The sequence below is a fragment of the Thalassospira sp. MCCC 1A01428 genome (assembly GCF_002115825.1).
Taxonomy (GTDB): domain Bacteria; phylum Pseudomonadota; class Alphaproteobacteria; order Rhodospirillales; family Thalassospiraceae; genus Thalassospira.
The window spans coordinates 12,932-30,525 of record NZ_JFJZ01000030.1; the positions used below are offsets into that span (position 1 = coordinate 12,932).

Below are 17,594 nucleotides of genomic sequence, written 5' to 3' on the forward strand. Positions count from 1 at the left end.
ACCGACCACTTGGTGCAGTGTTTACCGCGAAGTCGCGATCATGTCCTGGATCATGGAAAATGCTGTCAGGATGGTTTGACGTCGAACCTGGTGCCTATCGCCTTTAAAAACCTGCGATTGGTGCAGGGTAGGGCGATGCCCTCCGGCACAGCCGAAATGCACCAGCCCAACGGGTTTTTCCGCACTGCCACCACCAGGGCCTGCGATGCCCGTTACGGCAACAGTGATGGTTGCCAGCGGACTATGGCGTAATGCGCCTTCGGCCATGGCACGGGCAACCTGTTCGGACACGGCACCATGTTGTGCAAGCAAATCCCCGGAAACACCCAGCATTGCCATTTTGGCTTCGTTTGAATAGGTGATGAAGCCACCATCAACCACTCTGGAGCTGCCATCAACTGCGGTCAGGCAACCACCAATCAGTCCGCCGGTACAGCTTTCGGCAGTGGCAAGCATTTCACCGTGTTGGCGGCAAAGTTCAATGATGCTGCCTGCTGCAGTCAGTAATTCAGGATCAGCGATCATGGAAGGAAACCTCCGGCAAGATGGGAAAACAGGGTCAGGAGGGCCATACCGAACGCTCCGGCAAAAATATCATCGAGCATGATGCCAAAACCACCACCCACCCGGCGGTCAACCCATCGAATAGGCCAGGGTTTTAGAATGTCAAAAAATCTGAAAACCACAAATGCCAGCAAGACCCATGCGACGTCCATCCATGTTGCAGCCAGGGGCAAGGGCAGCAGGCAAAGCCATTGACCGGCCACTTCGTCGATCACAATTTCACCAGGATCGTGGATCCCGATCATTTTGCTATAGGAATCGGAAATAAAAACCCCATAAATAAAGACAAGGGTGGTTGCGATCAGCAGAGTTGTGTTACCCCCTGCCATGATCAAAAGCCATCCCAGCGGCAAGGCAGCAAATGAACCTGCGGTTCCTGGCGCTTTGGGAACTTTGCCACTGTAAAACCAGGTGGCGGATGCGGTAATGATGATTTGGCTGAGGCGCATAACACTTTCGCATATGTCTAATGGGTATGGTTACCTGACTTATCATAGCCAATTGGCTGTGGCGTGAGGTTTTTTGGGGTTAATGGAGTGTTAACGCGCTTGCCACGCTGCTCTCTTGCGGGTAGCGTGAAAATGAAAACAGTATTGAGATAAACGTTGGCATCAATCGGGGGGTTCCGGCTTGGGTGCTAAAAATTGAACATGGATAAAAAAGGGCATAGCCGGACAGATGTCTTTGGTGGGGCGCATAAAGCATATAATTGAAAAGTGGTTTCCGGATCGGGAAGTTCTTGTTCGCTCCAATGATTCCGTCACACAGGTTCATCTGGGGCGTCGACGGCAGTTAATTGTTGGTGTGGTTGCTGTTTTCCTGATTGTCTGGACTGTTGGATCAACAGGGGTTGGCTACTATTTCAGTCATCGGCTTGACTTGCGTGAAGATCAGCTTTTTCGAAGTGAGATGGCCTATAGCGAACTGATAAACAGGGTTACAGAAAGCCAGAAAAAGTTTAGCGAGATTACCTCGCAGATGGAAGATACCCATCATAATTTGTTGAGTATGGCCGAAAAGAACCTGAAATTGCAGGCGAGGGTTCAGGACTTTAGTCTGAAACTGGCCGATAGTGAAAAAGAAAAGTACCGGATATCAGCGCTCCGTTCATCAATGGATAACCAGATGAATGCGCTAGGGCAGCAGATAGACGGTATTACCAATCGCAATATTGCGTTACGTGATGAACTTGAAACCGTTGAAACGGTGATGACGCGCGTGATGCGGGAACGTGATCAGGCGATTTCACGGGCCAAATCGTTGCAAGGCGAACTGGCAATGGCAAATCAGCGAATTTCCGATTTGCATACCGTTCAAAAACAGGCGCTTGAACGCGTCGCTGAACATGCAGGATCATCGATCGCCGACCTTAAGTCGGTGCTGAAAATGACGGGCGTACCGATCAAGGAACTGACGGACGAAGCGACAACCAGCGACGTTAAACGGGTTCTTGATGCTGGTGTTGGCGGGCCTTTTGTGCAGTTTGATCCCGAAACGCCGGAAGACGAACTGTTTATGAATGCGGCATTGACTGTTGGTAACCGAATGGACCAGCTGGCGAACCTGCAAAAAGTGATTAACCGTATGCCGTTGGGCGAACCGACGGAGAATTATTACGTTTCCAGCAAGTTTGGCAAACGTAAGGACCCTTTTAACGGAAAATGGTCTTTTCATTCTGGCGCCGACCTGGCAGCCCCGATGAAAACGCCAATCTATGCCACTGCACCTGGTGTGGTGTCGCATGCAGGATGGACAGGCGGGTACGGCAAAATGGTCGAGATTGATCATGGAAACGGTCTTAAAACCCGCTATGGCCATCTGATGAAGGTCCTCGTCAAGAAGGGCCAAAAGGTGAAATATCAAGATATGGTTGCACTGATGGGGAGCACGGGCCGCAGTACAGGAAGCCATGTTCATTATGAAGTCCTGGTAAACGGCAAACAGGTAGATCCCATCAAGTTCATAAAGGCGGGACATTATGTTTTCAAAGTCAAACAAAACACAGACGAGCACAAATAATACCCATACTACTTCGTCTTCCAGCAAGGTTGGCGGACTCTCGGTTATCAATTCAGACCTTCGTATTTCGGGCGATCTGGTTTCTGAATCAGATGTTCAGGTTGACGGTTTTGTCGACGGGGACATTCGCACGCGTAATTTGACCATCGGTCAGCATGGTGAAGTGCGCGGGGAAATTGTGGCGGACCGGGTTCGTGTTTGCGGCAAGGTTACAGGGCAGATCCGGTCCAAGGATGTTTCGCTGGCAGATACCGCTAAAATGATTGGTGATATTTTGCACGAAACCCTGGCAATAGAGCCGGGCGCACATCTGGAAGGGCATTGCCGCCGCATTGAAAGCATCGAAGAAGGTGGTCTGACTGTTATTCAGGCGGGCAAAATCGTTGCTTCGAATGTGAAGAAAGAACAGTAAGGTTTTTCTTTAGCGCGATTCCGGTCTTTGGGTCAGCGCAAGACGGAAATTACATGTTAAAAATGCAGAATTAAAACAGCCAGGTTGTTGATCAACCTGGCTGTTTGTTTTTATGGCACCGTGTTTGTCTCATACTCAGGCGGTTTTGGGATGGCCGGCCAGTGGCAGGATTTCATCCAGTCCCCCCAAAATAACGTCAGCCTGATGTGACAGGCGTTCAACGGGCAGGGAAGCACGGTTTATCCATGCGGTTTTAAAACCGAAATGTCCGGCACCAGCAATGTCCCAGCCATTGGACGACTGAAAGGAAATTTCACCGGCATCCAGCTCAAGTTTATTGACCGCTAACTGATAAACGCTGGGATGGGGTTTGTAAGTCCGCAATTCATCAACACACAGGATTTCGTCAAACAGCGACAAAATTCCCGAAGACTTCGCCGCTGAAATCAGCATGTGTCGTGCACCATTTGACAGAATAGCCAGTTTATGGCCGTTCGCCTTAAGGGTTTGCAGGGTTTTGACAACCTCGGGAAAAGTATCCAGCGATAAATAGGTTTCCATCAGCCGCGACCTCAGGATAGGGTCATTCTTGCCAATGGCTGCCAGTGAATAATCAAGGGCATCACCGGTAACGGTCCAGAAATCGGCAAAATCCCCCATCAGGCTGCGCAACCAGCTATATTCCAGCTGCTTTCTCCGCCAAAGCTCAGACAGCTTGTCAGCTTCATCGCCCAAACTTTCCTGGCAGCGCTTTATCGCCGATCCAACGTCAAATAACGTTCCGTAAGCGTCAAAGACAAATGCACGACAGGAAGAGATAGCTGTTTCAGTCATTGGGTTTGGCCTCGTTTTTTATCACCGACAATACGGCGCTGGTGCCGATGGGTGCATAATCCTGCAAGCAGCAGGTTTTTGCAGGTTATTTCTTGATCTTGACTTGTGCCGGTTTGGCTGTATCCGGGTTTTCCTGGCTCATCGCAATTTCATCACGGGCAAAGCGTCGCCGATAAACATATGTCCCTTCCATCACCCGCTGAACATAATTGCGGGTTTCCTTGTAGGGGATCATTTCGATCCAGTCGATGGGATCAACATCGGGTTCGCGAGGGTCGCCATATTCCGAAATCCATTCCTTTACCCGCGAAGGCCCGGCATTGTAGGACGCAATGGTCAAAATTTCGGCGCCGTTCCAGCGATTTAGCAGTTTGGACAGATATTGCCGCCCCAACTGAATATTGAAACCCGGATCCTCGGTTAGGCGTTCCACACTGAAGGGCAAATCAAGATGATGGGCCATGCGTTCGGCAGTAGCGGGCATGAGTTGCATCAGGCCACGTGCACCGGCATAGGAAACCGCTGCCGGGTTAAACAGGCTTTCCTGGCGCATGATAGCGTGGACAAGCCCCGGGTCGGGGTTTTGCCCGCTTGGCACCAGATCATAGACAGGGTAGGCCGCATCGAGATACCCGCCGCCAGACCTGATTCCGCGTTTGGCCGCAATCACGGCAAGGTCGGTACGGCCATATTCAGCAGCGAGTCCGGTTGCCATTGCCAGCATTTCCGGGCTGTCGGACTGATCAACCAGCGCCATGATGAACGGGCGTATGATATTGCCCAGTCCCATATCACCTAATTCACGTGATACTTTGGTAAGTTCATTGTTTTCAAATTTCTTGCGTTGTTCCGGGGTCGGGTGTGCCTGTTCGACCTGGTAATGAACGGTGCCGCCAAGTTCATCGTTGGCAAGTTGACCATAAAATGTGTGGGCATGATCTGCGGCAAGAAGGAACCATTTTTTTGCGCGAACCTTGTCGCCCATCGCCTTGCAGGCGCGCCCCGCCCAATAAGCCCCGCGGGATTGGCTAATCGGATATTGGACGACATCATACAGATTCTGGAAATGTTGAAGGGCGATTTGCGAGTCGCCTAAAAACTCCAGCGCAATCCAGCCTGCCAGCCATTCCGCACCGGCGATATCGGCAGGTTCGGTTTGTCCATGATTGGCAACAAGACGGTAGGCGTCGGTGATGTATCCCTCCTGCAGGGCACGACGCGCCAGGATGGCTTTTTCGGTCCACCAGTATTCGGGTCGAATCGATATATAAGCCAGATCATTTGCCTGATGCAGCAAAAGGTCGCGCGCATCCTTGTCCTGGTCATTGATACGACGCCAGCGGACGCGCTCATACATTAAGCCCGGATTTTTCTGGTATTTCGCAGGTACGTTTCTGATTGCGGCATCCACATTTCCCTTGCGTTCCCGCAGTGCAAGGCGGGCTTCAGCCAGTTTTTGATAGTCAGCACTGACATGCTTCATCATGCGGTTTGCAGGGTGTGTACGGCCTTCCCATAACAGCCGGTCCAGCCGGGCTTCATGGGTGGTTTCGTCTATATACTTGCCATAACGATCAATAAATCGTTTGGCTTGGCCGGTTCCAAAATTTTCATTGATCCAGCTGTTTCGGATCAATGCGACCGCAGCGTCTTTTTCGCCCACAGACAAAAGGGCGGAAATTTGACGGGTTGCGCCATCGGCAGTAACCGGCGCCGAGCGTTTAAACCAGGCCAGAATTTCAAAATCCGGTACAGCATCGGTCATGGCTTCTTCTGCACGCTGACGCAGCAATGCCTGACTGGGCCAGTTCGGATTGGCATCAATGAACCCGGTGATTTCCGCAAAGGATCGTTTGGAATTGGGGCTGATCAGCCACATCCACTCAACCGCTTTTTGCAACAGCGGATCATCGAAAGCCGGCAGCAATTGCGATACATTTTGGGTATCGCCTTTTTCCAGCGCATCTAGAAAAACGTTCAGGCGCGCCCGGCTGATGGCCGAAAATGCCGGAGAGGGAGGCGCAATAACAAGCGGTGACGGATCAGGCGTTGCCGCATCCGATGAATTTGAATAGCAGGTCGTTGCAATAAAACATGCCGTACCCATGGTCGCGGCATATATAGAAAACCGGCGGAAATTAACGTGCGCCATCGAAAAAACCCCTCATGCCTCAGGGCGAAAATTGCACTAAAGACAGCTGCTATTATGGCAGTGAAAGCAACAAAAGCCAATCAGTCCCGAAACAATTCGTTCTGGTGCTTGCGGTAGGCGTGAACTGCGGCTATTTTCGCGACGCTTTTTAATCCGCATTATGATTTGGAGATATCGATGTTTAAGGGTTCGATTACCGCTTTGATTACGCCGTTCACCACTGAAGGGGTGATCGACGAAAAAGCGTTCCAGTCTTTTGTGGATTGGCAAATAAAACAGGGCACGACCGGTGTGGTGCCGGTCGGAACCACCGGTGAGTCGCCCACCCTGAGCCATGCCGAACATCATCGTGTGGTTGAACTGGCCCTTGAAGTGGCCAAGGGGCGCGTACCTGTTATTGCCGGAACCGGTTCCAATTCCACCGTCGAGGCCGTGTCACTGACACGTCATGCTCAAAATGCCGGGGCAGATGCTGCCTTGGTGGTGACACCCTATTACAATAAACCGACACAGGCAGGTTTGCTTGCCCATTATAAGGCCATTCACGATTCGACCGATATTCCAATTGTTATTTACAATATTCCCGGTCGTTCCGTAATTGACATGTCGGTTGCCACAATGGCCGAACTGGCAAAACTGCCACGTATCGTCGGCGTGAAAGACGCGACAAGCGACCTCGAGCGTCCGGCATTGATGCGTATTGCCGCCGGGCCCGATTTTTGCCAGCTTTCAGGTGAGGATGGTACCATTGTTCCGTTCCTGGCACAGGGTGGTCACGGGTGTATTTCGGTTACGGCCAATATTGCCCCGCGCCTGTGCGCAGATTTGCAAACGGCATGGCGCGACGGGAACATCGCCAAGGTTCAGGAGTTAAACTATCGTCTGATGCCGGTTCATAAGGCCATGTTCTGCGAAGCAAATCCTGGCCCCGTCAAATATGCGGCATCGCTTCTTGGCCTGTGCACGGCGCATATGCGCCTGCCGATGGTCGAAATTGCCGACGACTCCAAACAGCGCGTTGAAGCAGCGCTGAAATCCGCCGGTCTTCTTTCCTGATTATCCAGGAACCGGCTAACAAGTTTTTGAGATGGCTGCAAAAAAAGAACACAGCAATAGCAAGTTGGTGGCGCAAAATCGCCGGGCCCGTTTCGATTATTTCCTGACGGAAACCTTCGAGGCGGGGCTGGCTTTGCGCGGCACCGAGGTGAAATCGCTTCGTGAAGGCAAGGGAAACATTCAGGAATCCTATGCTGAACCGAAGAACGGGGAAATATGGCTGATCAACGCCTATATTCCCGAATATCAAAGCAAGATGCCCTTTGGGCATGAAGAACGTCGACCGCGCAAACTGTTGTTGCACAAGCGTGAAATCGCCAAAATGTCGGACGCCGTAAACAAAAAAGGCACAACACTGGTGCCTGTTAAGGTCTATTTTAATGATCGCGGCATCGCCAAACTTGAACTGGCAATTGGCGAGGGCAAGCGGAAATCCGATAAGCGTGATGCTATCAAGGAACGTGACTGGCAGCGCGACAAGGCCCGTATTTTGCGCGAACATTAAGCTTCTGACAGGCCCTGTTGCGCCTGTGTGGTTGCTGATGACGGTTGACTGTACTGATGGTGTGTTAAAAACGCATCGGATTGTTAAAAAAATGGTGCAGACATGGTGAACGTGTCTGTGCCATTTTTCGTATCATAAGGTGTGGACAAGGAGGCGGGAGTGACCAGTGCATTTACCGGCAGCATTCGTGAAAAACTGATTGCGGCCAAACAGCAATGGGCTGAAAAAGGTCGCCTGTTAACCGGCATTCATGATGAAAAACACGAAAATCGCCTGCCGCCCGGCCAGCGCGAGGTGAAGGACTGGCCTGTACTTGACCTTGGTATAACGCCCCACATTGCAGAAAGTGACTGGCAATTGACCATCACGGGTGAAGTTGAAAACCCGGTTTCGTTATCCATGGGGCAGTTGCTTGAATTACCCGCATTTTGTGACCGTAGTGACATTCACTGTGTTACGTCGTGGTCTCGCTACGAAAACGACTGGCAGGGGGTGTCGGCACTTGAACTGGCACACCTGGTAAAGCCGATGAGAACTGCCAGATATGTGTTGTTCACTGCGCATGACGGGTACACCACCAATGTCAGGATAGAACAGTTTCTTGATAACGATGTTTTGTTAGCCCATCACTGGCAAGATCAGCCAATTAGCGATGAACATGGTGGCCCCGTGCGTGTAGTTATCCCAAAATTGTATTTTTGGAAAAGTGCCAAGTGGGTTCGCGAAATCAAGTTCTCCAAAATCGACAAGCCCGGTTTTTGGGAGATGCGTGGCTATCACAATAATGCAGACCCGTGGACAGAGCAGAGGTATGATTAACTTTGCTTGCTGCGAACCGGAGCAATGAAAATGTGGTCATCGATAAAATTAATGATCATTTCAGCAGGGGTAACCCTATTGGGCCTTTTTCCTGCGGCAGGAGGCGAAATGACAATCGCACATGATTTCGAGTTTAAAACGATAGAAGGCGGTGTTTTGCCATTGCAGTCGTTTAATGGGAAAGCCGTTCTGATTGTGAACACAGCGTCGTTTTGCGGCTTTACCCCGCAATATGAGGGACTGGAAGCATTGTGGCAGCAGCGCCGTGAAGAAGGCCTGGTCGTGCTTGGAGTCCCATCGGGGGATTTTGGTGATCACGAATATGGGGAAAATGACGAAATTCGTGATTTTTGCACAACAAGTTTCAATATTGATTTTCCACTAACCGCACGACAATCGGTTCGCGGTGAAAAGGCCCATCCGTTTTATAAATGGGCACGCGACGAACTTGGCCCGGACCAGGCACCGAAATGGAACTTTCATAAATACCTGGTAGGCCCGCATGGAGAACTTCTGGCAAGTTTCCCAAGTGCTGTAAAACCTGATGATGAAAAACTGCAAAAGGCAATCACGGCAGCACTGGCGCGTTAAACCTGGCAAGGGGGCTGCCGGGGCCGTGTTCAGGCGCGGCCATCTGTGATGTCGAGAAACGCCAACCCGTACTGGTCCAGTTTTTTGGCACCAACACCGTTGATTGCGGCCATATCATTTAAATTGCGCGGTTTGAAACGCACCATTTCTGATAATGTCCGGTCATTGAATATAACATAAGGTGGGACGTTCTGGCTGGTGGCCAATTCACGGCGCAAGGCACGTAATGCCTCCCACATTTTGCGGTCGTCTTCATCTTCAAAAAATGTATCAAAGTCGCGCAGGCGCTGGGTGGTTGCACGTTTGCGTTCACTGGTATCCAGTCGCATTTCAACGACTTTTTCCCCACGTAAAACCGGGCGCGATGCTTCGGTTAAATAAACACCACCATGGCCTTCTTCGTCGACCTGCAAATATCCCATTGCCAATAACTGGCGAAATACAGACCGCCATTGCGGTTGGGCAATGTCTTTGCCCAAACCGTAAACGGTGGTTTTGTCGTGACCCGTTTGTCTGATTTTTTCAGTATTCCGGCCCATTAAAACTTCTATGACATGTGCCGGGCCAAATCGTTGCCCTGTGCGATATACCGCAGAAAGAGCCTTGCGTGATGCATCGGTCGCATCCCATGTATCGACGGGTTCAAGGCAGGTATCACAATTGCCGCATGGCTTGGCATCTGCTTCGCCAAAATACGACAAAATGACCTGTCGACGGCATTTGGTGGTTTCAGCAAGGCCGATCAAGGCATCAAGTTTGCGTTGCTCTATGCGTTTTTGGGCATCGGGGGCATCGGATGATATCAACATGCCGCGAATGGATACGATGTCGGATAAATCATAATTCATCCAGGCATTGGCAGGCAGCCCATCGCGCCCTGCGCGCCCGGTTTCCTGATAATAGGCTTCCATGCTTTTGGGCAGGTTCAAATGGGCCACAAACCGCACGTTCGGTTTGTCGATTCCCATACCAAACGCCACAGTCGCGCAAATAATCAGGCCGTCTTCCCGTAAAAAACGGTCCTGATGAAGTTGCCGCGTTTCTTGCGACAAACCAGCATGATAGGGCAGGGCCGGGCGGCCATTATCAGTTAGCCATTGGGCGATATCTTCGGTTTTGCGTCGTGACAGGCAATAAACAATGCCGGCATCTTCGGCATGTTCCCGGTTCAAAAACGATAACAGGCGTTGTTTGCCATTGCCTTTGGTTTCGATGCGATAGGTGATGTTGGGGCGGTCAAACCCGGTTAAAAAACACCGGGCATCGGTCAGGTGCAGGTTTTCGGCGATGTCCTTGCGCGTTGGCGCGTCGGCGGTTGCCGTCAGGGCAATGCGCGGAACATGGGGAAAGCGTGTTGGCAACAGGTCAAGGCGGCGATATTCAGGCCGGAAATCATGGCCCCATTGCGATACGCAATGGGCCTCATCAATGGCGAACAGTGAAATGCGAATGCGATCAAGCAGGTTTAAAAAGCGGTCTGTCGCAAAGCGTTCCGGCGCGACATAAAGCAGGTCTATATCGCCCTCAATTGCGCGCATTTCAATTTCGCGCGCATGGTCGGGGGCAAGGGTCGAATTAATGAAAGCCGCCTTGATGCCAAGTTGTGTCAGGGCATCAACCTGGTCTTTCATAAGCGCGATCAGCGGCGAGACAACAACAGCCGTCCCCGGCCGACATAATGCCGGAACCTGATAGCATAACGACTTGCCGCCGCCCGTTGGCATTAATACCAGGGCGTCATTCCCGGCGATCACGTGGTCGATAATTTCGGCCTGAGGCCCCCTGAAACTGTCATAGCCAAAAACGTCTTTTAATACCTCCAGCGGCGCGCGCACGGGAGGCGGCGTTGGGGATGTTTCAAAATCGCTATCGGCAAAGAATGAAGGATCAGACAATTTCAGTGTTCCAGATATGTGCGGATATCAGCAAAGACGTCTTCAAACATCTCTGGGGTCAGGCGGTAGGTCTGGGTGTTGTAGCGCGAACAGTGATAGCTATTAAATAGCGTTAGCCCGTTTTCCAGTTGATGGCGGGCGCCATGCGCGAACTTGTAAGCTGAAAGTTTCAAGCCAAAGGTTTTCAGCATGGCCTGATGTGCGATTTGACCAAGGCACAAAATTCCCGCCAGGTTTTTCATTGCGGCAATTTCACTGATCAGAAAAGGGCGACAGGTATTGGCTTCGGGCCCGGTTGGCTTATTTTCCGGCGGAACACATTTCACTGCATTTGTAATGCGGCAATTAACCAGTTCCAGCCCGTCATCGGGGCGTTTGTCATATGTGCCGGTTGCAAAGCCAAATTTTTTCAGCGTTGCATAAAGCAAATCACCGGCATAATCGCCTGTAAAAGGGCGGCCGGTGGCATTCGCACCCTTAAGTCCCGGTGCCAGCCCGACAATAAGAAGTTGCGCTGACAGCGGGCCAAAAGGACGTACGGGGCCATTGTAAAATTCAGGGAACTTCGCCTGGTTTGCATGGCGAAATTCCACAAGGCGGGGGCATAGCGGGCAATCTGTTGCCGGTTCAATCAGTTCAGTCATAACAGGCCTGACGTTGGATCAAGATTGGGCCGAAACGGGGCTTAATCGAAATCGATGTCGTCGAGATTGGGGTGAACCGGATGATCGTCAATATCGCCTAAATCGGGGTGATCATCATCGCGGCGTTGTGCAACACGGCGGGCTATGGTGCCTTCAAGATCGGTCAGTTCAATGAAATTGTCGGCCTGACGGCGCAATTCATCGGCAACCATTGGCGGGTTTGATTTGACTGTCGATACAACAGTAACGCGCACCCCCTTGCGTTGAACGGCATCGACCAGACGACGAAAATCGCCATCGCCCGAGAAAATTACGACATGATCAAGGTGCTGGGCCATTTCCATGACATCGATTGCAAGTTCGATATCCATGTTGCCTTTGATCTTGCGGCGGCCTGCGGCATCGGTAAATTCCTTGGTCGGTTTGGTGACCATGGTATAGCCGTTATAGTCAAGCCAATCGACAAGCGGGCGTATGGGAGAGTATTCCTGATCTTCAATCAGAGCGGTATAGTAGAAAGCCCTGATCAATTGACCTTTTTGTGCAAAAAGATCCAGTAACCGTTTGTAATCTATATCAAAGCCAAGGGCGCGTGCCGCAGCGTACAGATTTGAACCATCAATAAACAACCCGATCCGTTCTTGCGGGTAAAAAATCATCCTTAAATGTCCTTAAATAGCGTTTAAAAATTGGTATTTTGCAAAATGATGTTCGTTGTTTTACATCGCAAGCCCCGGCAAAGAAAGAACCAAATTGTCATGGACAGGTTGAACGTCCTTCCCTAAATATTGCGCCCGTTACTTTTGCGTTTTGCATATAAGGGTTGCCTCCTGTGACTTTCCAGTCCCCGTCGAAAAATGATGGCGCTGCATCAGATGCTGCGGTTCTGATCGCCCTTGGCGCGAATTTACCAACCGAACGGTTCGGCGCGCCTGCAGATGCCGTGCGTGCTGCGATTGATGTTCTCGCGGCGTCTGACGGCATTACACTCCAGGAAGTGTCACGGTTCTATGAAACGGCACCTGTCCCGGTTTCTGACCAGCCCTGGTACGTGAATGCGATTATTCGGGTTGAGACAGTGCTTTCGCCCGTCGACCTGATGAAGCATTTGCACAAGATCGAAGCCGATTTTGGCCGGGTCAGGCTGGCACGGAACGAGGCACGGGTTCTTGATCTTGATCTGGTTGCATACGGGCGGCACAAAATTCAGGATGATGGTGGTCTGATCGTGCCCCATCCCCGGCTGCATGAACGGGCATTTGTCTTGTTGCCTTTACAGGATGTTGCGGCAAACTGGATGCATCCGGTTTTGTTGAAAACCGTGGCACAACTGGTTGATGCCTTGCCAGATGATCAGGAAATTCGCCAGATGCAGCCCTGAGCGCCGAGACGTGCCTTGCAATTCGTTGTGGGCAGGTATGTTTCTATGCTGTTAGGTGTTGCAACGCTTCGTTTGCAGCTTTATAAAGAGCGGTCTGGATACTTACTTCTTTTGCTGGAGAAATTTATGGCGCGCGTTACCGTCGAAGATTGCGTTGACAAGATTCCAAATCGCTTCGAGCTCGTGATGCTGGCAGCTCAGCGTGCACGCAACATTTCGGCAGGGGCAGAACTGACCATTGATCGTGACAATGACAAAAATCCCGTCGTTGCCTTGCGTGAAATTGCCGAAGTAAGCGTTAATTTTGATGACCTTCGTAATGGCATGATTCAGGGGCTTCAACGCCATGTTGAAATTGAAGAACCCGAGGACATCGAAGACGAATTTGGTCCGAAGCTGATGGCGGAAGCAATCGAAGAGTTTGCGCCGATTGCAGCGGCCAGTGCGCCTGCGGAAGATGATGAATAATCTTCGCTAGTGCATTGAAAAAAATGAATTAATAAAAAAGAGCTGCGGATTTTTATTCCGTGGCTTTTTTTTGTGCCATTTGTACTATCTTCTATGTATGTGCTTTTTTACATTTGCGAACAGGAATGGGAGCCGCTCCTGAATGATGCGTCAATATGAACTTGTGGAACGGGTTAAGGCTTATGATGCAGATGCCCGCGAGGCGTTGCTCAACAAGGCCTATGTGTATGCGACCCAGAAACATGGTTCACAAAAACGGGCCAATGGTGACCCGTATTTTTCGCATCCAATTGAAGTTGCCGGTATTCTTACGAACTACAAGCTCGATTGCGATACGATCATTACCGCATTGCTGCATGATACGATCGAAGATACTGATGCTACTCCCGAAGAAATCAACAAGCTGTTTGGCCCCAAGATTTTAAAGCTGGTTGACGGCGTTACCAAACTGACCCAGATCGAGCTTAAATCGGCAGATTCAAAACAAGCTGAAAATTTCCGGAAATTGCTGTTGGCAATGTCGGAAGATATTCGTGTTTTGCTGGTTAAGCTGGCCGACCGCCTTCACAATATGCGCACCTTGCATTACATTTCAAAACCGGAAAAACGCGTAAGGATCGCGGCGGAAACCCTTGAAATATATGCACCTTTGGCCGAACGTATCGGTATGCATGACATCAAGGAAGAATTGCAGGATCTTGCATTTCAGCATTTGAATGCGGATGCGCGTAATTCCATCACAGCCCGGCTCGAGTTCCTGCGCAAAAAAGATGATAATGTTGTCGAACGTATTGTGAAGGAACTTGAAACCGTTATTAGCACCGAAGGTCCTGCCGTTCAGATATATGGTCGCGAAAAGCGGCCTTATTCGATCTGGCAGAAGATGCAGCGTAAAAATATCACCTTTGGCGAGCTGTCAGATATCATGGCATTTCGTGCAATGGTTGATACCATGCCGCAATGTTACGAGGTGCTGGGTTATCTGCATGCGGCCTACAAAGTGGTGCCGGGCCGGTTCAAGGACTACATTTCGACGCCGAAACCCAACGGATATCGTTCGATCCATACCACTATTATTGGCCCTGAAAATCACCGTATTGAAGTGCAAATACGAACTCACGAAATGCACGAGGTCAATGAAAACGGCGTTGCTGCACACTGGGCCTATAAACAGGGCGGCGGCGGGCGTGAAAAAGAAGGAACGCAGTATCGCTGGCTGCGTGACCTTCTGGACATTATGGAACATGCGACCGAGCCCGAGGAATTTCTGGAACATACCAAACTGGCCATGTTCCAGGATCAGGTGTTTTGTTTTTCACCCAAAGGCGATGTTATCGCTTTGCCCGCGGGCGGGACGCCGGTTGATTTTGCCTATATGATTCATACGCATATTGGTGACACCTGTGTTGGCGCCAAGGTCAACGGGGCAATGGTGCCGTTGCGTACCCAGCTTAACAATGGCGATCAGGTTGAGATTGTTACCTCGAAGGCGCAAACGCCAAACCCGACATGGGAAAGGTTTGTTGTTACCGGAAAGGCACGTGCGCGCATTCGCCGTTTTATCCGTCAGCAGCAGGAAGACCAGTATCGCGATCTTGGCAAGGCGATCGTGCAAAAGGCTTTCCGCCAGGCCGGATACGAATATTCGGAAAAAGGCCTGGAAGGTGTTTTAAAAATCTTCAAGCAGCCATCGGTTGTTGGTTTGGTAACGGCGGTCGGCGCCGGGCACATTACCGGGCGCGAAGTGATCAATGCCGTTTTCCCTGGCACCAAGGACGACCAAACCACCCGCAAATTTGTACCGACAGAAGGTAAAAATAATCGCAAACGCGACCATGCCATTCCGCTTAAGGGGCTTATTCCGGGGATGGCCGTGCATTATGCCGGGTGCTGTCACCCGTTGCCGGGGGATCGTATTGTGGGCATTGTTACAACCGGTAAGGGTGTGACCATTCATACCATTGACTGTGACACCCTTGAAACCTTTGCTGACCAGCCGGAACGCTGGCTCGATGTGGGCTGGGACAATGACGGCGAACCGGAACATTTTATTGGCCGTCTGGGTTTAACTGTGGCCCATGAATCGGGTGCGTTGTCGGCCATAACCAGTGTTATTGCTAAAAATCATGGCAATATTACCAATCTTCGGTTTGTTAGCCGGACTCAGGATTTCTTTGAAATGCTGATCGATATTGATGTTGTCGATGTTAAACACCTGACCAATATCATTGCTGCCTTGCGGGCCACACCCGTGGTCAATACGGTCGAACGGGCACGTGGATAATGGGAAAAGCAGGGAGGGATGCGCTATTTTCTTGCCAAGGTCGCTTTCAGCACTTACCCATAGCGGCGCGGGATTTCTCCCGTTCCCTCCTATCATGTCGTTTGTCTGACACCGTATGTTCCAGCGTCGCATAAAACCAAGTTCTTTCGAACGTCTTCGCAGCTTTCTGTGGCCGCGGGCCGGATGGCGTCGTTCATCGCGCTATTTTGCCCATCGAGTCGCCCGGCTGCCTGGTACGCCCTATAGCATCGCGTCGGGTTTTGCGATCGGGGCTGCTGTATCGTTCACGCCGTTTATCGGCTTTCATTTTGTCCTTTCTGCCTTGTTAAGTTTTATTATGCGGGCCAATCTGGTGGCATCGCTATTGGGCACAATTGTTGGCAATCCCTGGACATTTCCGTTTATTTGGCTGTGGCTTTATCACAGTGGCCTCTGGATTTTGGGCAATGACCCCTCGGTTCAAGGTGTCCATTTTAATATGGCTGTGCTGTGGGATTTTACCGTTGAAGGTGTCAGCTATATTGGCCGCGGTTTAATTTTCGGGATTTGGAACGGGGCTGAACAAGCTGATCTGTCGCGGCTGTGGGCCAGTATTGTTGATATTATCTGGCCCATGATCGTGGGATGCGTTCCAACCATCATTACAATTTGGCTGCTGTTTTACTTTCCTGTCTATCGTGCGGTTGTTATGTATCGTCATAAACGTATTCTACGTCGTATGAAAGTTCATGAAAAACGGGCGTTAAAGCCGGTTTTGGAAACGGCAAAACGTACTTTGCACCGCGATAATGTACAGCAGCAGGATAATTTGAAATGAGCGTTGATTTGCGTTTGGGTGTGAATATTGACCATGTTGCCACGATCCGTAACGCGCGGGGCGGGGCGCATCCTGACCCGTTGCGTGCTGCCCGGATTGCCGCGGCGGCCGGGGCTGATGGCATTACTGCCCACCTGCGTGAAGACCGCCGCCATATTTCGGATCGGGATATCGCCCGATTACGCGCCGAGATTGATCTGCCGCTGAATTTTGAAATGGCAGCGACCGACGAGATGCTGGCTATCGCAATTAATGCCAAACCCCATGCTGCCTGCATTGTCCCGGAAAAGCGCGAAGAGAGAACAACCGAAGGGGGGCTGGATGCCGCAGGGGGACATAACCATTTAAAACGGTTTGTTTCCGAGCTGGGCAATGCCGGCGTTCGTGTTTCCCTGTTTATCGAGGCGTCAAAAACCCAGCTTGATGCAGCCGCATCGCTGGGCGCACCGGTTGTTGAAATTCACACCGGTGCCTATTGTGACGCCACGGGTGATCAGCGTGCAAACGAGCTTGCCCGCATTGCCGAAGCCGTGAAATACGGTGCGGACCTTGGGCTTGAAGTTCATGCCGGTCACGGGTTGGCGTTTGATACTGTGACACCGATTGCACAATTACCTGAAATTCGCGAACTTAATATTGGCCATTTTTTAATTGGCGAAGCCATTTTTATCGGCCTGGAAGCCAGTATTCGTGAAATGCGGCGACTGATGAATTTGGCACGAGGAATGACAGGGGCCAGCCAATGATTATTGGCATCGGAACCGATTTGTGCGATATCCGGCGTATTGAGAAAACCCTGGACCGTTTCGGGGAGCGTTTTTTGCGTCGCGTTTTTAGCGATGTGGAAATTGCGCGGGCGGTTCGGCGGCCAGAAAGGATGGCATCATCACTGGCAATGGCTTTCGCCGCGAAGGAAGCCTGTTCCAAGGCATTGGGGACGGGGTTCAGGCGTGGCGTGCATCATCGGACGATGGCGGTTGCCCATCAGCCAAGTGGTAAGCCGGATATGATCTTGATAGAGGGGGCAAAACGCCGCCTTGATGAACTGACACCTGCAGGGAAAAATGCATCGGTGCATGTTACCCTGACAGATGAATATCCAATGGCAAATGCTGTTGTCGTTATTTCTGCCGATTAAATTTTGATTTGAAAA

General features: G+C 51.0%; 19 protein-coding genes. 12 read left to right on the forward strand and 7 right to left on the reverse strand.

Features of this window, described 5'->3' with window-relative positions:
- Positions 1-21: 21 nt before the first annotated feature.
- On the reverse strand, positions 22-525 hold the full coding sequence (locus tag THS27_RS18780; RefSeq protein WP_085593599.1) for a CinA family protein: 504 nt from the start codon (positions 523-525) through the stop codon (positions 22-24).
- Complete coding sequence (locus THS27_RS18785) at positions 522-1,013, reverse strand: phosphatidylglycerophosphatase A (protein WP_085593600.1); 492 nt, start codon at positions 1,011-1,013, stop codon at positions 522-524. Before THS27_RS18785 ends, THS27_RS18780 begins: the two co-directional genes overlap by 4 nt.
- Before the next feature lie 229 nt (positions 1,014-1,242).
- On the opposite strand from THS27_RS18785, the gene THS27_RS18790 reads away from it, so the two are divergent.
- Complete coding sequence (locus THS27_RS18790; RefSeq protein WP_085593601.1) at positions 1,243-2,583, forward strand: M23 family metallopeptidase; 1,341 nt, start codon at positions 1,243-1,245, stop codon at positions 2,581-2,583.
- Positions 2,543-2,995 (forward strand): polymer-forming cytoskeletal protein, encoded by a 453-nt coding sequence (locus tag THS27_RS18795; RefSeq protein WP_085593602.1) that lies wholly within the window; start codon positions 2,543-2,545, stop codon positions 2,993-2,995. The genes THS27_RS18790 and THS27_RS18795 overlap by 41 nt, the downstream gene beginning before the upstream one ends.
- Before the next feature lie 135 nt (positions 2,996-3,130).
- Here the strand turns inward: THS27_RS18795 and THS27_RS18800 are convergent, their stop codons facing one another.
- Positions 3,131-3,829, reverse strand: coding sequence for a haloacid dehalogenase type II (locus THS27_RS18800; RefSeq protein ID WP_085593603.1), 699 nt, complete (start codon positions 3,827-3,829; stop codon positions 3,131-3,133).
- A gap of 85 nt (positions 3,830-3,914) precedes the next feature.
- Positions 3,915-5,981 carry a lytic transglycosylase domain-containing protein gene (locus THS27_RS18805; protein ID WP_085593604.1) on the reverse strand — a complete coding sequence of 689 codons (2,067 nt, stop codon included), beginning with the start codon at positions 5,979-5,981 and terminating at the stop codon, positions 3,915-3,917.
- A 177-nt stretch (positions 5,982-6,158) separates the two neighbouring features.
- Here THS27_RS18805 and dapA point away from each other — a divergent pair, with 177 nt between their 5' ends.
- The 4 genes from dapA (at position 6,159) to THS27_RS18825 (ending at position 8,952) form a co-directional block, all read left to right on the forward strand.
- Positions 6,159-7,037, forward strand: coding sequence for a 4-hydroxy-tetrahydrodipicolinate synthase (dapA, locus tag THS27_RS18810; RefSeq protein ID WP_085593605.1), 879 nt, complete (start codon positions 6,159-6,161; stop codon positions 7,035-7,037).
- Positions 7,038-7,068: 31 nt separating this feature from the next.
- Positions 7,069-7,542, forward strand: coding sequence for an SsrA-binding protein SmpB (gene smpB, locus THS27_RS18815; RefSeq protein WP_085593606.1), 474 nt, complete (start codon positions 7,069-7,071; stop codon positions 7,540-7,542).
- Positions 7,543-7,701: 159 nt separating this feature from the next.
- A complete protein-coding gene (locus THS27_RS18820) occupies positions 7,702-8,361 on the forward strand; it encodes a sulfite oxidase-like oxidoreductase (protein WP_085593607.1) in 660 nt (219 codons plus the stop codon).
- A 108-nt stretch (positions 8,362-8,469) separates the two neighbouring features.
- A complete protein-coding gene (locus tag THS27_RS18825) occupies positions 8,470-8,952 on the forward strand; it encodes a glutathione peroxidase (RefSeq protein WP_246833024.1) in 483 nt (160 codons plus the stop codon).
- 29 nt (positions 8,953-8,981) lie between these two features.
- Here the strand turns inward: THS27_RS18825 and recQ are convergent, their stop codons facing one another.
- From recQ to THS27_RS18840, 3 genes are all read right to left on the reverse strand, one after another.
- A complete protein-coding gene (gene recQ, locus THS27_RS18830) occupies positions 8,982-10,787 on the reverse strand; it encodes a DNA helicase RecQ (protein ID WP_139835654.1) in 1,806 nt (601 codons plus the stop codon).
- A gap of 62 nt (positions 10,788-10,849) precedes the next feature.
- Positions 10,850-11,491 carry a uracil-DNA glycosylase gene (locus tag THS27_RS18835; RefSeq protein ID WP_085593610.1) on the reverse strand — a complete coding sequence of 214 codons (642 nt, stop codon included), beginning with the start codon at positions 11,489-11,491 and terminating at the stop codon, positions 10,850-10,852.
- A 41-nt stretch (positions 11,492-11,532) separates the two neighbouring features.
- Entirely contained in the window at positions 11,533-12,150 is a 618-nt protein-coding gene (locus THS27_RS18840) for an NYN domain-containing protein (RefSeq protein WP_085593611.1), read from the reverse strand.
- 173 nt (positions 12,151-12,323) lie between these two features.
- Between THS27_RS18840 and folK the strand changes: the two genes are divergently transcribed.
- The 6 genes from folK (at position 12,324) to acpS (ending at position 17,579) form a co-directional block, all read left to right on the forward strand.
- The gene (gene folK, locus THS27_RS18845; protein WP_139835652.1) at positions 12,324-12,872 is read left to right on the forward strand and encodes a 2-amino-4-hydroxy-6-hydroxymethyldihydropteridine diphosphokinase; all 549 of its coding nucleotides are present in this window, start codon (positions 12,324-12,326) and stop codon (positions 12,870-12,872) included.
- 126 nt (positions 12,873-12,998) lie between these two features.
- Entirely contained in the window at positions 12,999-13,340 is a 342-nt protein-coding gene (gene rpoZ, locus THS27_RS18850; protein WP_085593638.1) for a DNA-directed RNA polymerase subunit omega, read from the forward strand.
- Between the two features lie 142 nt (positions 13,341-13,482).
- Positions 13,483-15,624: a bifunctional (p)ppGpp synthetase/guanosine-3',5'-bis(diphosphate) 3'-pyrophosphohydrolase gene (locus tag THS27_RS18855; protein WP_085593612.1), complete on the forward strand. Its 2,142-nt coding sequence runs from the start codon at positions 13,483-13,485 to the stop codon at positions 15,622-15,624.
- A gap of 115 nt (positions 15,625-15,739) precedes the next feature.
- Positions 15,740-16,441, forward strand: coding sequence for a DUF2062 domain-containing protein (locus THS27_RS18860; RefSeq protein ID WP_085593613.1), 702 nt, complete (start codon positions 15,740-15,742; stop codon positions 16,439-16,441).
- Complete coding sequence (locus THS27_RS18865) at positions 16,438-17,187, forward strand: pyridoxine 5'-phosphate synthase (protein WP_085593614.1); 750 nt, start codon at positions 16,438-16,440, stop codon at positions 17,185-17,187. The genes THS27_RS18860 and THS27_RS18865 overlap by 4 nt, the downstream gene beginning before the upstream one ends.
- Positions 17,184-17,579, forward strand: coding sequence for a holo-ACP synthase (acpS, locus tag THS27_RS18870; protein WP_085593615.1), 396 nt, complete (start codon positions 17,184-17,186; stop codon positions 17,577-17,579). Before THS27_RS18865 ends, acpS begins: the two co-directional genes overlap by 4 nt.
- The last annotated feature ends 15 nt before the right edge of the window (positions 17,580-17,594 follow it).